The organism is Paenibacillus barengoltzii NBRC 101215 (genome assembly GCF_004000745.1).
Classification (GTDB): Bacteria; Bacillota; Bacilli; order Paenibacillales; family Paenibacillaceae; genus Fontibacillus; species Fontibacillus barengoltzii.
Map to the genome: position 1 here is coordinate 77798 of NZ_BILV01000016.1, position 13575 is coordinate 91372.

Here is a 13575-nt window from a genome sequence, read left to right on the forward strand (position 1 = left end):
TTCATTTTGATTGTTCCGATACTGACCATTATAGGAACTTTATCCGGAGGGGATATCATGAAACGAAATTGGGAACTGGATGAGTTGATTGAGCATTTCACCATACTCCCGAACGAAATGAAGTTGATAGAAAATAAAACGGGGGAAACCAGGATTGGATTTGCTGTGTTATTGAAGTTTTTTCAAAATGAAGCCCGTTTTCCGACGCACAAGTTCGAGGTCCCCAAAGCTGTGATTGCCTACATTGCCAAACAGATTTTTTCCGATTCGGAACTGTATGCCAGGTACGATTGGTCAGGGGCCTCTATCACGTATCATCGGACACAGATCCGCAAGTTCTTTGGCTTCCGTGAGGATACGATAGAGGACGTAGAGGAAATGACGACATGGTTAGGCCAACATGTCCTGCATCATGATCATGATATTGAACACCTAAAGGAACATGTCTACAGTCGATTTCGTGAGCTGAAAATCGCACCTCCTACCCCAGAGCGCATCGAACGGCTCATTCGATCCGCCACGAAGAAAGTTTCTTCCAAACGACCTATCAAAAACTGCATTCCTCACCCCTGACCAAGCTAGACTCTTTGATTGATCGCATCGCTTATTTGGGAACCGATGACGAAGAGGCTTCCGGAGAAGAGCATGGACAGTTATCGTTTCATGAATTGAAAGCTGATCTGGACGAGCAGGACTTGAGAGTGTGTTAAAAGAAATCAATAAGCTTCGCACGATTCGAAATTTAGAACTTCCGGTCGATTTGTTTAAGGATATTCCTCCTAAAGTGCTGAAGAAATATCGGCAGCGTGTGTCCACTGAGGATATTCGGGAGTTGCGCCGTCATCCTGCGCCGATTCGATACATGCTACTAGCGGCTTTCTTTTGGCTCCGCAGCATGGAAATATCGGACAACCTGGTCGATCTCCTTATTCAGATCATTCATCGTATCGGGGTTGGTGCAGAATGCAAGGTAGAAAAGGAAAGTCTGAAGGATTTACGAAGAGTCAGTAACAAATACGGGATCTTGTTTAATCTGGCGCAAACCGCGATCAGCCATCTTGATGGCATCATCAAAGACGTGTTGTACCCGGTCGTCTACGAGCAAACTTTAAAGGATCTGGTGAAAGAATTTAAACATACCGGTCCAGCTTACCGCGAAAAAATCCATACCGTCATCCGGGCCTCCTATGGCAGCCATTACCGTCGGATGGTTCCGGAAATTCTCTGCATTCTTAATTTTCGTTCCAATAATGAGGTTCACCAACCTGTTATACGTGCATTGGAGTTGATCAAAAAGTACGCAGACTCCGGTCTGCATTATTTCCCTTTATCTAATGACATTCCGATCGATGGTGTCATCCGTACCGCATACAAAGATATCCTTATCGAAAAAGACGACAAAGGACAGGAACTGATGAACCGAATCAATTACGAGATCAGCGCTTTATAGATGCTGCGGGATAAATTGCGTTGCAAAGAAATCTGGGTACCTGGAGCTAATCGGTACCGGAATCCGGATGAAGATCTTCCGTCCGATTTCGAAGAACGTCGCGAAGAAAACTACAAGGCACTGAATCAGCCCTTAGCTGCGGATTCGTTTATTGCTGCACTGAAACAAGTGATGATTCAAGGACTCGAAAAGCTGAATGATGGCATGCCCAAGAACCCCAAAGTGCGAATTACAGAAAAGGGAAACGGCTGGATCTCTGTCTTCCCTTTGGAGCCGCAGCCAGAACCGACCCATTTAGCACGAGTAAAAGTTGAAATTGCACGTCGCTGGCCGATGACCAGCCTGCTGGACATATTTAAGGAGACAGATTTGCGTGTTTCATTTACGGAATAATTCAAGACGGTGGCCAACCGCGAGATTTTGGATCGGGAGACGCTGCAGAAACGCTTGATTCTTTCTCTTTACGGTTTAGGAACCAATAATGGCTTAAAACGGGTCAGTACCGGTGATCATGGTGAGAGCTATAAGGATCTGCTTTATGTGCGGCGCAAGTTTATTCACAAAGACAACCTGCGCAATGTCATTGCTGAAGTGTTCAATGCGATCTTTCGGGTACGGATGCAGGATATATGGGGAGAAGGAACAACTTCTTGCGCCTCCGACTCCAAGAAGTTCGGGGCCTGGTATCAGAATCTGATGACAGAGTGGCATGTTCGGTATCGTGGCCGCGGCGTGATGATTTACTGGCATGTCGAGAAAAACTCTACTTACATCTACTCTCAGCTCAAATCATGTTCTTCTTCCGAGATTGCAGCTATGATCTAAGGGCTGCTTCGACACTGTACCGATATGGAACTAGAGAAAAACTATGAGGATTCTCACGGCCAAAGTGAAGTCGCTTTTGCTTTTTGCAATTTGTTGGGTTTTCAGCTCATGCCGCGATTAAAAGCGATCCACTCCCAAAAGCTGTATCGTGCGGAGGCAGGAATGACAGATGCTTACCCTCATCTACAAACGGTGCTGACACGTCCGATCAACTGGAAGCTGATCCGGCAGCAGTATGACCAAATGATGAAATATGCGACGACTTTACGCTTGGGTACTGCAGAGACTGAAGCCATCCTGAAACGATTCACCAGGAATAACCTGAAGCAACCTAAATAACCATCTTCCTCTGTAACTATTTAAACTCCGAGGAGTTGCGCCGCGAAATCAACGAGGGATTAAATGTCGTAGAGAATTGGAACTCGGCCAACAGCTTTATTTTCTATGGAAAAGGTGGAGAAATTGCCACGAATCGCATGGAAGATCAGGAAATGGCCGTATTATCCTTGCATCTGTTACAAAATTGTCTGATGTACATCAATACCATCATGTTTCAAAATGTGTTATCGGAGAATGGTTTGACCTGATGACTCCAGAAGATTCACGGGCTTTAACTCCGTTAATTAATACCCACGTGAATCCGTATGGCATATTCCGTCTGGACATGAAGGAACGAATTCCGTTAGAAGGTGAATTGGCATGATTGAAAAACGTGTATCTGCAAAAAAGAAAGCCCGCGAATTGGCAAAATACCTGCGGGCAGAACGGCCTGACTATGCTTACCTTAAAAGACTGTTTCATCACCTCAGAGATAGGCTTGAAATCGAAGTGCCGAAAGCTTCAAAAAAATTGCCCTATGTCCCGACCGAAGAAGATTTAAAACGATACTATGAGGTCGTCTGGAAGGCAAAGAATTTTCAGGATATGGTGATCGTGAAAACCTTGATGTATACCGGCATCCGCGTCAGTGAATTAATCCATATAAAACTGACGGATATCGATTTTAATTACTGCCAGATCCGGATTAACAAAGGGAAAGGGAGCAAAGATCGGATTGTTCCTTTCCCTCAGTCCTTCAAAGAACTGCTGGCCATGCATGTAGATTCGATGAGAAAGAAACAGGCTGTGTATTTATTTGAGTCCTTCTGGAAGAAAAAATACACGGATCGGGGAATCCGAAAGATTTTGGCCAAGTATTCCGAGGAAGCCGGACTGACTCAGAATTTATCACCACACAAGCTCCGCCACTTCTTGCTAACCTGACAGAAGAAGCAAGGAATCGACGATGCGTTGATTCAGCCATAATCCGGCCATGAAAGTCAAAAATCGCTGGAAGTCTATTCAAAGCTGGCGATCACTGATGCGCAGCTTGAATATAATCAGGTTATTAATAAATTCCCAGTTAACCCATACGTTTGCTGGTAGTATCAGCGACGCTGGTACTACCTCTTTTAATGAGACAAAGAAAGAAGCTAGAAATACGGACAAGCAGATCCCTTTCAATTTGGTTTGCATCATTGATCCCCTTCTCTTCGTTTTTGATGACTACTCTATTTTTATTCGTAACACTGATAGAATAGAACGAAATTAAAAGAGGGTTCAGTTGACGGCAATAAGAAGATAAATATGTTTCACTACATTAAATCCACATAGGAACGACACAAATAAGTGCTACGATAAACGAGTAGCAAAATTTGATTGAGGAGGAATATCTATGGCAGTAAGCGGTGTGTCGAGTTCAGCAATGCCAAGGAATTGCGGGATGGAAAATATGCACGGAGGGACTAAGAAAATATCGTCAAATCACCAACATACTGAAACAGTACAGCAGCAGCACAAGTCAGAGATACAGGATCAGTATCGCGGACAAAAGATAGATACTAAAGCATAAGTGTTCCGTCAGAAATCAACCGACGGTTGGCTACGCAGGCCCTGGCGGATTGGCACGCACGACAGCCTCAGTTCTTCGATGGTTTTCTACGAGAGTGCTGTACCTAAATAGATGCCAATTAAATAGAATAGCACCTAACCTGTAATGGTTAGGTGCTATTCGCGACTTTCAATATCAATACACATGGACGCTATAATATCCCTTTCATTTTTGCTTTCTTGGCAGCTTCCCTGCCGGTGTGCACCTTCAGTTTTCGAATCACTCGGTTCACATGTTTTTTGACAGTACTCTCTGTTATATGCAAATGTTCCCCAATTGCGGAACGGGTATGACCATTGTGAATAAAACGGAGGATTTCAACTTCGGTTCGCGTTAATTTTTGGCGCATTTCTTGTTGCTTCATTCGTACAAACTCGGATCGAAGCACGCCTGCGGCAGAAGCATGAATGGAGGATAGGCCCGCATATGCGGCTCGAATAGCCTCCGGAATATCTTCAAGCGCCGTCTTGAGAATATAATTGAAAGCACCGTTGCCGAACGCCTCAGAAACGATCTCTGCCTGATCTAATACTGTAAGCATGATGACTTTCGCATTACTCATGCTGCCAATCTCGAGCGCCGCGTCAAGCCCGTCTGCCTTTTTCCCATCCAGCACCACATCCAATAGCACCACATCAATGTCTAACATACTGACAATGCGAATTGCATTGACTTTCGTCTGAGCCGTTCCGACCAAAAACAAATCCGGTTCCCGATTCACCGTTTCGGATATATATTCGTTCCACACCGGATCGTCTTCCACCAATAGTACTTTGATCTTGCTCATGGTCTCCCTCCCATAGGTTCAATGGCGGTGAATGACGAATGACTCTTTGGATGGGAAAATGAAGCGTAAATGACGTACCGATTCCGATTAGACTTTGTACCTCGATGGATCCCTGATGGTGACGCATGACTTCATGACTGTAGAATAACCCCAATCCATCATTCCCTTCGTTCGATTTGGTTGTAAAGTGAGGTTCAAAAATATATGGCATGGCTTCCGGAGCGATGCCGCAACCGGAATCACGAACGGTAATATCCATCGTTTCTTGCGAGAGATTCGACGTTATTGTCAGACACCCTCCTTTGGACATCGCTTCAATGGCATTATAGAAGAGGTTCTTCATGACTTGTTGCACGTGAACGGAATCACAATACAAAACAATCGATTCATCCAATTTTTTTCGGACTTTAAGATTCTTGCTGCAAAATTCTCCCGCCAAGCTATTCAATAGTTGCTCAACGAGTTCATTTATAATACATGACTGCTCGTATAATACCAACTGTTGTGATGAATGACGAAAACGGAAAGCTATTGCCATTATCCGCTCGGTAGCATCGATCAGATGAGATGTGTCCCGATACAATTCCTGTTGCTCGGTTCGTTGGGCAAGATTAAATATGCGTCTGGCCGCGACCTGTATTTTTCCCAGTTCACTTTTTAAAGCATGATAGAATTGAAATGTAAACGGGGTGTTCCCATATGGTTCTTGGGGTGTAGATTCCAATCGGATTCGGACACCCAATACACCGTAACGAACAACAAATACAAAAAAGCAAATGCATACTACCGTTAAAACAGCACGTTTGGTATCAAAGGGCGGATAGAATCGGAGCAAAGGCAGAATATAATCGAAAAGCAGTACAAAACTGATCGACGGTACAACAATCCAACAGACCACACGGTGTTGCTGCATGATCCTCTCATCAACTTCACGGTATGCCAACCTCAAGCATGGCACTGCTGCGGTAGCGTAATAAATCATTGCCCAGAGCGGTATCGGATGTGTATCACGTGAAGCCTCTGAAGGTAGAAGAAACATGATCAGAACCGGGATCAGTGCCCCAACGATGGTGGAGCGCTTCCAACTCTTTCGCCGTTGAAACCACCCCGCATAGCTCAAGCTGAACATCAACAACGAATAAGGAGGCATGTACAAGGCTAAGAAGTAAAAAACCTCTTTTACCCACTCCAGTCCGGCTATAATTGGATCGTTAGCCAAGGGGACAATTACGGGAATTAAATTCTCATCTATGGCGATGTTCAACTCTCCGAGTACAGAGAAAAAAGCGACTGAACCGGCCCAACGATTTGGCTCGCTTCTCGGATGGGCGAATAGCAGAATGGCGGTCATCAACAATAATGACAATACAAGCACCACTTCAGTTCCCTCCCTCGATGAGGTTCCTCGGCTTATTCGGAATCGGACATAGACGACAAAAAAGACACGTACCCTAACGTGCCTTTTCTCCGGAAGCCTGCCTTTTAGGGTAACCCGGCGATCATAGCCTTACGGCCGCAGACCCGTGGCTTTGCGTCCCCGTCTTTCGAGCGGGTTTGCCATTTTTCCTTCAGCTCATATTTATTTGGACAACCAATCGGAGATTACTTCATAACCCATTCGTCCATGGCGATGATCGAATCCCTCGCCTGACCTCATAATGTCATTTAACAGAGGTGTTACTACCTACATAGATTCGACATCAAATCCCTCCCTCTTTTCAAGTCCTTCATTAAGATAAGCAATAGAAGCACAGTTTCGACCGAAAACGGACCTTTGTCCTAATAACAAGCGGGAAGATATAGTCCAAATTCCTGTCTAATCCTCGCTTTATAGACATATTATACTAGAAGATTCCAGCTTTTGCGAGAATGGAGTTACAAAACTTTCCTTATTTATTTTCATTTCGAAATCGTAATATCCGAATTGGAAATATGGATTTCGAACAGCAGCGACTTTTCGTTTTCTGTAACATGTGCAAGCATTTGTTCATAAATTAGAATCAAAGCAAATCACCTGCTTTATAACCCCTTGCCCTTTTCGCTTGGGGTTCTTCTTTGTTTTTCTGTAACAGGCCATCCGTGCGGAGTTTTCGAAGAATTCCAAAGTCCTGCGAATCTGGCTTTGTATCAAAAATGGTAAAAAGGGCGTTTGACTATAGGCATTCGCCGGATACGGTCTAGGTATCTAACCATAGAATGATGCTGTAAATCAATTCGAAATGGGAGTGATCAACCGAAACCAAGTTCTAGGTTAGCCAATAATTTGTTACGAGTATCGGAATATTACAGAAATGATCAATGTAAGCATTAACTCCCCCAACTCTCTCGAAGTTGGGGGTACTTTTTAGATCTAAAATATACTATAAAAAGTAATTATGATCTTACTAGCAGTAAATGATAATCAGGCGACGCCTCTATTTTGAGAACCTCTTGAATAATTGGACTACTAGGGACATTAATGAAACCCATTTTCCTTGCCAATCCAATACTCGCCTCCGTGTTAGCATTTTCGATACAAATTCGTTCAAAACCTTTGCTTCTGGCATAATTTTTTAACCATTCGATCACTATTGTCCCAATCCCCATCCGCTCAGGGGCCAATGCAATAACACCAATAATCAGGCTTTGATAATAGACACCTTAATGGAAATAAAGCTCTGAACGTAAGTCTAGTCTAACTTTTCCTTCGGCAGAATTGATTTCAACTTTTCTTAGCGACCTTCCACCTAAATAATTTTGTACTTCGACCTTATCAGAGGTCAACTGTTCTAACAAAAGACGTAAACCATCAAAATCAGTATCTGGTATATCAAATGATTTTAGCATTGTACCATCCTCTTTCTTAATATTTTTCTAAACTTCAATAGGTATATTTCTATGCATAACAAACCCTTCTCTCTTTCAGTTACTACACCAGAAAGGATTTTTACTAACCATGTCGAAATTGGTAATTTAATCATAAGATAAGGATGATGGACATGGGAGAGCGTATCTTACATTGTGGAACTTCTTTGGAAAATTATTATACATGCGTCAATCAACAAGTAGCCGGCTTTACGAAAAGAGTCGCTAACGTGAATGACCGGGTCTATATTGTAGTGAAAGTAGGAAATAAATCACTATGCGGAGCTCGCGGTAAACTAAAAGAACCTACCGATTTTCGGCCTTGGAAAGACAGCGATCAATATCCTCAATGTTTCACTCTTTGCGAAATCGAATACTGCCAACCGTTTGACATCAGCATTCTGGAGCAAGCCGGTGGAAAGTATTGGAGCCTCAAATATGTGCAATCCGCAAAAACCATAACCGATGAGACGGCTCTGCAGTTGCTTCAGACTGGCTTTGAACAAAATCGAACCAATGATCTGTTCAAATTCGAACAGCCTTTTACGATTAACTGCAACGGTAACCCTTCTGATGCTGAAGAGTGGTCCACGGATGAGGTGACTGAAGAAAATTACCAAGAAGTCTTGAACACTGTTCCCGATGTTAAAATCAACATCACGAGCACCTATGTCACGGTCAAATTTGAGAATGAAACAGACAAAATCAAAGGACTGGAGCCGCTGGTCAACGCTAACTTTTATCATTTATTCGATGATTTTTCCGAGCATCGGTCCGTGCTTATCCCACAAAACAGAATGTTTATGACTGCCCCTAAAAAAGATGCTAATAACAAAATGATCGCTGGGATCAGCGGTTACCCAGATGCAGTGCTCGTCCGCTTCATTCCCGATAATAAAACGATGCCCATTCAAGTTAACTTAATTGAATACGAATGTTATGGACGATACAAAAAAACACGTTTGGAAAAATTCGAGCATCTAAATGGACACATTATCCCGCAGCTAATGCGGTTTGCATCCACTTTTAGCATTGCTACAGACACGAAAATCAGAGAAGATACAATTCATAAGTGGTCCGGAAAAATCATCAAATACATCAACGAGGATGATTCGATCATGTCCAAAGCAGCGACGTGGATGCACGAACTGGACCCCGAAATCAAAGAACAGAACATTTCATACAATCTTCACAGCTTGCTGGACAAGGCATTCCGTTCTAATTTAAGGATCATTTTAATTATAGATGAATTAACCTCCGAGCAAAACGAAACCATCAAAAATATCATCAACTCATTCAAATTGGAAAATAAGAAAAGCACCGACTTCTTGAGCTTCGTAGTCAAACTGCAGCAAAAAATCGATTTGCTCAACAATACGGAGGAATACGCTCTTTCACTTCAAAAGTGACTGGAAGTAGCTGAGATCGTTTTTTCCTGTTGGAATATGAGAATTGACTTTACCGGTAGAAGATCATGCCCCAAAAAATGGCACGAGCCGTCAGGCAACGTGCCGAAGGAGTTAGAATGATGGAGAATAACAAAAAAGTATTTGTACCTGATGATAAAGGGAATAAGAAACAAGGGATTGACCTTGGACATTACACGCATATTCGTGCGTATCATGCCTGTCGTCCTATTGATATGGAAAGCTACTTTTCAGAGGGCATAAAGCCTTTTAATGTAGAGGAAATGCGTCAAATTGCCACTGCCACATTTGGAATATCAGTAAACACAGTTATGGATTACGACCCTACACTGCAACCTTCCGATTCCAAGCATGTCTATTTCAGCTTGTTTAAAAAAGAACTCCTGGGCGAAAGCGGACACTATTTATGTTGGGGGAGTGAATACCTTGCCGCAATTGCTGCACAATTAGATAAAGACATATATGGGAAATATCACGATATGCTATCCAGTACCGGAATCCCCACTATTTTTGTTTGTGATGTCCCGCTAGAATTATTGCCTCAATGGCAAATAGACGATATATCTGAACACTATGATCCTCATGACAGTAACTCTGCATGCTGGATTTCAGAAAGGTTAAAACCTGAATATATTGTTGCTCATGAACATCCTTCAAAAATATATAACCCTGTCCAAAGAAGCCAGTATATAAATAAACAAACCCACTGCAAATGGTGCGTCCCTGTGCAAAAGTAGCATCGGGCCAGATTGGCCCGATGTCTTGTGACTATACTTTAAAGATAACCTCTTTCTCGACTAGTGAATAGACAAAATCCTGAATATCTCGATAGATTATATTTTGAGGATTAAAGACTAAATTAAGAACATAATGCGCGGCTTTTCGCGACTCCCACTTATTTAGGTCATATATGGAGAACTTCATATCTTTTTCTCGATAGGAGAAGCTTCCAAGACGATTCTCAGCAAAGCCAAACTCATCTGGATACACAGACATGACCGATGCTAGGTATTCTTCTCGTGGTTGATGAATAAGAATTTTCGAATTTCGGAAATATTGTACGAGAAAGTTTATGGTATACCGAAGACCAATATCTTTCTATAGATTGTCGCCAGTCTGATTGTGACGTCGGAACCGGATCAAGGAGGTGAAACGTATGGTGAAGTATTCGGATGAAGAGATCAGAAATATCCCCAAAATCACAATAAAAATCGCTGCAGATTATTTGGGTATATCCCCGAACATGCTGACACTCGGCATGCGCAACGACTTGTTGCCCATCGGTTTTGCGGTCCGCAACGAAGACCGCTACAGAGAAAGTTGGTCCTATACCATCGTGCCGGAACGTCTCATTGCTTATAACCACGGAAAAATCAATGCTGTCCAGGTCGAGAATATCGAGAAAAATTTGAATACGATTATTAATCAATTCGAGGAAATGAAACGGGACCTGGTTTTTCTATTAAGCGAAAACGAGGGATAGGGGGAATCAAACAATTTGACGCTATTCTCGCACCACAGACAGTGAATGAACCGCTAAAAGAAAGTGCTGCGGCGGGTACTGCTGATGCGGAAGAAGAAAATCAACAAGCCATGCAAATAGAACAGGAGGTCATGTCTGAGCCAAAGGCTCGCATTTCTACTGTTGCAAAGAGCTTATCCAAGGAAGGGAAGGAGGTGAACGCTGTGCCAGAGCATTCGGAGATCGTAATAACACGTAAGCAATTATACGATGAAATCTGGGAAATGTCTGTCGCCGGAGTAGCCAAAAAATATAATCTTCCCTATGCTCATCTAATGAAACAGATTAAGGAAGCTGGCATTCCGATTCCTCCGTCCGGATACTGGACCAAGCTCAATTTCAACAAGCCTGTAACCAAACTGGAACTACCGGAACCGGCGGATGAGAGGATTTTCATTTACAGAACCGTACCGGCCGCTCGTAAAAAGAAACATCGAGCGATTTCTGAAAAGGATTCCGTTAGAGCGGAGATGGAAACAGCTGTCGGCGAATCTTCACCAACGCTTGAATCTTCTGTGTTACTAGTCGAGGAACAGACACCGTCCGTTTCAGTAGACGATACCAGCGAATCTACTCAAACGGTCGGACAACCTGAAACGTACGAGCAATCTGGACAAACCTACAATATTTATGACAGAGAAACCTTGTACAAAGAAGTATGGATGGTGCCGGTAACCGAAGTAGCGAAAAGATATGGTGTCTCGGATGTTGCGATCCGTAAAGTCTGCCAGTCCTTTGATATTCCCACACCTCCGGTCGGATACTGGGCCAAGCTTCGTGCGGGTAAACTGGTTAATCCAATACCACTCCCGATAAGCAGCAAGCCCGCTAAGAAATCAGGCGTAAGAACCGGAACTGAGTATACACCTCAGATTGAAAAAGAGACTCTCGCATTTCTGAATGAGAAAGAGAGAACAGTCGTGCTTTCCACTGCAACACAAATCAGGATACCTAACGAAAACGCGAAGATGCACCCAACAATTGTTGCTCATCGCAAAGAAGTCATGGAATGGAAAAAAAAACGCAAAGAACAAGAAGCAATAGGCTTCAATCGGCGTGCCAAGGATTCTCCTCTCTTTCTTGCCGACACGGTGTCCGAAGAAACATTACCTCGGGTGTTACATATAATTGATGCGCTAATCAAAGCCATGGAGCCGTTAGGATGTTCGCTTACCAGCGATCTTAAATTTATAGTCAACGGGGAAACTGTCTCTATATCGGTTTCAGAAGCGCAAGACGAGGTCAAGCATATTCCCACGAAAGAAGAAAATATGCAGCTTCTGAAATATGAGGAAGACAAGCGCCGCAGTTCATGGGCGTCAAAGCCAAAAATCAGAAAGTATGACTATGTTTACAATGGCCGAATCAGCTTTTCAATATATGCCGCAAAAAACTTTCGCGATTGCAAATCATACGTCATCGAAGATCGCCTTGGCGATATCATGATTGCGTTTTACGAAGCTTCCGATATTCGCCGACAAAAGCGCGAGGCCCGCGAGGAAGCTGAACGTAAACGCCAGGAAGAAGAGCGGCGAAAAGAGGAGCGAAGACAACGCTTTAATGCTGAAGTGGAGCAAACGCTCGCTTTGGAAAATCTTTCGGAGGACTACGATACCGCCTGCAAAATAAGGCGTTATATTGCCGCAGTGGAGGCATCCGGAAACCTCGATCCCAAGTCGATGAAGTGGGTGGAATGGGCGAAAGCCAAAGCGGACTGGTATGACCCAACGATCGCGAGAGAAGACGAATTTTTCGGAAAACGCGATCATGAAAAGAACTCGGATCAGAAGAAGCTGGAGCGCAACAGCTACAAATGGTGGTGAAGGGCAGGCAGATCAAAGCAAGCGGACTATCTCTAGGTTCGCTTGCTTTGTTTTTTATCGAGATCGTTTTCCAAAAATGTGTTCTTCACCGAACTATACTTTTAGGTTGATCCCGAATATCTCTTCTAAACAGCTCGATGTCGTACTGTTACTGCCAATCCATAATGTCCTGAACATTAAAAAAGCCCTTTGGATTCCTGATCCCAAGAGCTTGATTTCATTGTTGGTACCGGCGAGAGGACTCGAACCTCCACGGTTTCCCACTCGATTTTGAGTCGAGCGCGTCTGCCATTCCGCCACGCCGGCACAATAAAAATATATAATTTGTCATGCTTGACTTGCATGCTACATCGAGTTATCCTCGACACACCAGCCGCGTACAACCTGACCGCGTTACATCTAAACAAAAGCGCAGTCCTCCAAAATCGGCTGAATTTTGGGGAGTTTGGTGCGGGTCCACCGACTAAAGCGCGGTGCCCTTTTCGGAAAACCTTTATATATCAAGGAACGGAATGGTTCGGCGCGTAAAACATGAGGCGCGTACAATTTTGAGTCGCGCGCGTCTGCCAATTCCGCCACACCGGCAAAGGGAACGCGCCCTAAGAGATTCGAACTCCTGACCTTTTGATTCGTAGTCAAACGCTCTATCCAGCTGAGCTAAGGGCGCGTATGATTATGGAGCGGACGACGGGAATCGAACCCGCGACCCTCGCCTTGGCAAGGCGATGCTCTACCGCTGAGCCACGTCCGCATAATCAAATATGAAACTGGTGAGCCATGAAGGACTCGAACCTTCGACACCCTGATTAAAAGTCAGGTGCTCTACCAACTGAGCTAATGGCTCGTACAAAACAAAGAAGTTAAATGGCGGAGCCGACGGGATTCGAACCCGCGATCTCCTGCGTGACAGGCAGGCATGTTAGGCCTCTACACCACGGCTCCACACGAGAATAATGCCATCCTCTGG

Annotated in this window: 10 protein-coding genes, 5 tRNA genes, 1 pseudogene and 1 riboswitch; of the genes and pseudogenes, 7 read left to right on the top strand and 9 right to left on the bottom strand. The window is 43.9% G+C overall.

Annotation, left to right across the window (positions count from 1 at the left end):
- Positions 1 to 57 precede the first annotated feature (57 nt).
- The 3 genes and pseudogenes from PBA01S_RS07260 to PBA01S_RS22720 all read left to right on the top strand — a co-directional run bounded on the left by PBA01S_RS07260 (position 58) and on the right by PBA01S_RS22720 (position 4166).
- A pseudogene (locus PBA01S_RS07260) lies at positions 58 to 2978 on the top strand (Tn3 family transposase).
- Complete coding sequence (locus PBA01S_RS07265) at positions 2975 to 3538, top strand: tyrosine-type recombinase/integrase (RefSeq protein ID WP_255315307.1); 564 nt, start codon at positions 2975 to 2977, stop codon at positions 3536 to 3538. Before PBA01S_RS07260 ends, PBA01S_RS07265 begins: the two are co-directional and overlap by 4 nt.
- A gap of 451 nt (positions 3539 to 3989) precedes the next feature.
- A complete protein-coding gene (locus tag PBA01S_RS22720; RefSeq protein WP_164744114.1) occupies positions 3990 to 4166 on the top strand; it encodes a hypothetical protein in 177 nt (58 codons plus the stop codon).
- Positions 4167 to 4356: 190 nt separating this feature from the next.
- Here PBA01S_RS22720 and PBA01S_RS07270 read toward each other — a convergent pair whose 3' ends face one another.
- The 4 genes from PBA01S_RS07270 to PBA01S_RS07285 form a co-directional block, all read right to left on the bottom strand.
- Positions 4357 to 4953 carry a LuxR C-terminal-related transcriptional regulator gene (locus PBA01S_RS07270; RefSeq protein ID WP_255315308.1) on the bottom strand — a complete coding sequence of 199 codons (597 nt, stop codon included), beginning with the start codon at positions 4951 to 4953 and terminating at the stop codon, positions 4357 to 4359.
- The gene (locus tag PBA01S_RS23090; protein ID WP_127575683.1) at positions 4841 to 6370 is read right to left on the bottom strand and encodes a sensor histidine kinase; all 1530 of its coding nucleotides are present in this window, start codon (positions 6368 to 6370) and stop codon (positions 4841 to 4843) included. Before PBA01S_RS23090 ends, PBA01S_RS07270 begins: the two co-directional genes overlap by 113 nt.
- Before the next feature lie 105 nt (positions 6371 to 6475).
- Positions 6476 to 6561: riboswitch (cyclic di-GMP riboswitch) on the bottom strand.
- Between the two features lie 804 nt (positions 6562 to 7365).
- On the bottom strand, positions 7366 to 7578 hold the full coding sequence (locus tag PBA01S_RS23320) for a GNAT family N-acetyltransferase (protein WP_371859506.1): 213 nt from the start codon (positions 7576 to 7578) through the stop codon (positions 7366 to 7368).
- Positions 7579 to 7632: 54 nt separating this feature from the next.
- Positions 7633 to 7818 (bottom strand): hypothetical protein, encoded by a 186-nt coding sequence (locus tag PBA01S_RS07285; RefSeq protein ID WP_127575685.1) that lies wholly within the window; start codon positions 7816 to 7818, stop codon positions 7633 to 7635.
- 152 nt (positions 7819 to 7970) lie between these two features.
- Here PBA01S_RS07285 and PBA01S_RS07290 point away from each other — a divergent pair, with 152 nt between their 5' ends.
- The 4 genes from PBA01S_RS07290 (at position 7971) to PBA01S_RS07305 (ending at position 12608) form a co-directional block, all read left to right on the top strand.
- Positions 7971 to 9245: a hypothetical protein gene (locus tag PBA01S_RS07290; protein WP_127575686.1), complete on the top strand. Its 1275-nt coding sequence runs from the start codon at positions 7971 to 7973 to the stop codon at positions 9243 to 9245.
- 119 nt (positions 9246 to 9364) lie between these two features.
- The gene (locus PBA01S_RS07295; RefSeq protein ID WP_127575687.1) at positions 9365 to 10000 is read left to right on the top strand and encodes a hypothetical protein; all 636 of its coding nucleotides are present in this window, start codon (positions 9365 to 9367) and stop codon (positions 9998 to 10000) included.
- A gap of 419 nt (positions 10001 to 10419) precedes the next feature.
- Positions 10420 to 10746, top strand: a complete 327-nt coding sequence (locus PBA01S_RS07300; protein WP_127575688.1) for a hypothetical protein — start codon at positions 10420 to 10422, stop codon at positions 10744 to 10746.
- A gap of 41 nt (positions 10747 to 10787) precedes the next feature.
- Positions 10788 to 12608, top strand: a complete 1821-nt coding sequence (locus tag PBA01S_RS07305; RefSeq protein ID WP_127575689.1) for a hypothetical protein — start codon at positions 10788 to 10790, stop codon at positions 12606 to 12608.
- Between the two features lie 224 nt (positions 12609 to 12832).
- Here the strand turns inward: PBA01S_RS07305 and PBA01S_RS07310 are convergent.
- The 5 genes from PBA01S_RS07310 to PBA01S_RS07330 form a co-directional block, all read right to left on the bottom strand.
- Positions 12833 to 12914, bottom strand: a tRNA-Leu gene (locus tag PBA01S_RS07310).
- A gap of 287 nt (positions 12915 to 13201) precedes the next feature.
- Positions 13202 to 13275: transfer RNA gene (locus PBA01S_RS07315), tRNA-Arg, on the bottom strand.
- 9 nt (positions 13276 to 13284) lie between these two features.
- Positions 13285 to 13359, bottom strand: a tRNA-Gly gene (locus PBA01S_RS07320).
- 17 nt (positions 13360 to 13376) lie between these two features.
- Positions 13377 to 13452: transfer RNA gene (locus PBA01S_RS07325), tRNA-Lys, on the bottom strand.
- A gap of 21 nt (positions 13453 to 13473) precedes the next feature.
- Positions 13474 to 13550, bottom strand: a tRNA-Asp gene (locus tag PBA01S_RS07330).
- Positions 13551 to 13575: the final 25 nt, after the last annotated feature.

Coding starts and splice junctions, on each gene's coding strand:
- PBA01S_RS07265 (WP_255315307.1), top strand. CDS start 2,975: ATGATTGAAAAACGTGTATCTGCAAAAAAGAAAGCCCGCGAATTGGCA.
- PBA01S_RS22720 (WP_164744114.1), top strand. CDS start 3,990: ATGGCAGTAAGCGGTGTGTCGAGTTCAGCAATGCCAAGGAATTGCGGG.
- PBA01S_RS23320 (WP_371859506.1), bottom strand. CDS start 7,578: ATGGGGATTGGGACAATAGTGATCGAATGGTTAAAAAATTATGCCAGA.
- PBA01S_RS07285 (WP_127575685.1), bottom strand. CDS start 7,818: ATGCTAAAATCATTTGATATACCAGATACTGATTTTGATGGTTTACGT.
- PBA01S_RS07290 (WP_127575686.1), top strand. CDS start 7,971: ATGGGAGAGCGTATCTTACATTGTGGAACTTCTTTGGAAAATTATTAT.
- PBA01S_RS07295 (WP_127575687.1), top strand. CDS start 9,365: ATGGAGAATAACAAAAAAGTATTTGTACCTGATGATAAAGGGAATAAG.
- PBA01S_RS07300 (WP_127575688.1), top strand. CDS start 10,420: ATGGTGAAGTATTCGGATGAAGAGATCAGAAATATCCCCAAAATCACA.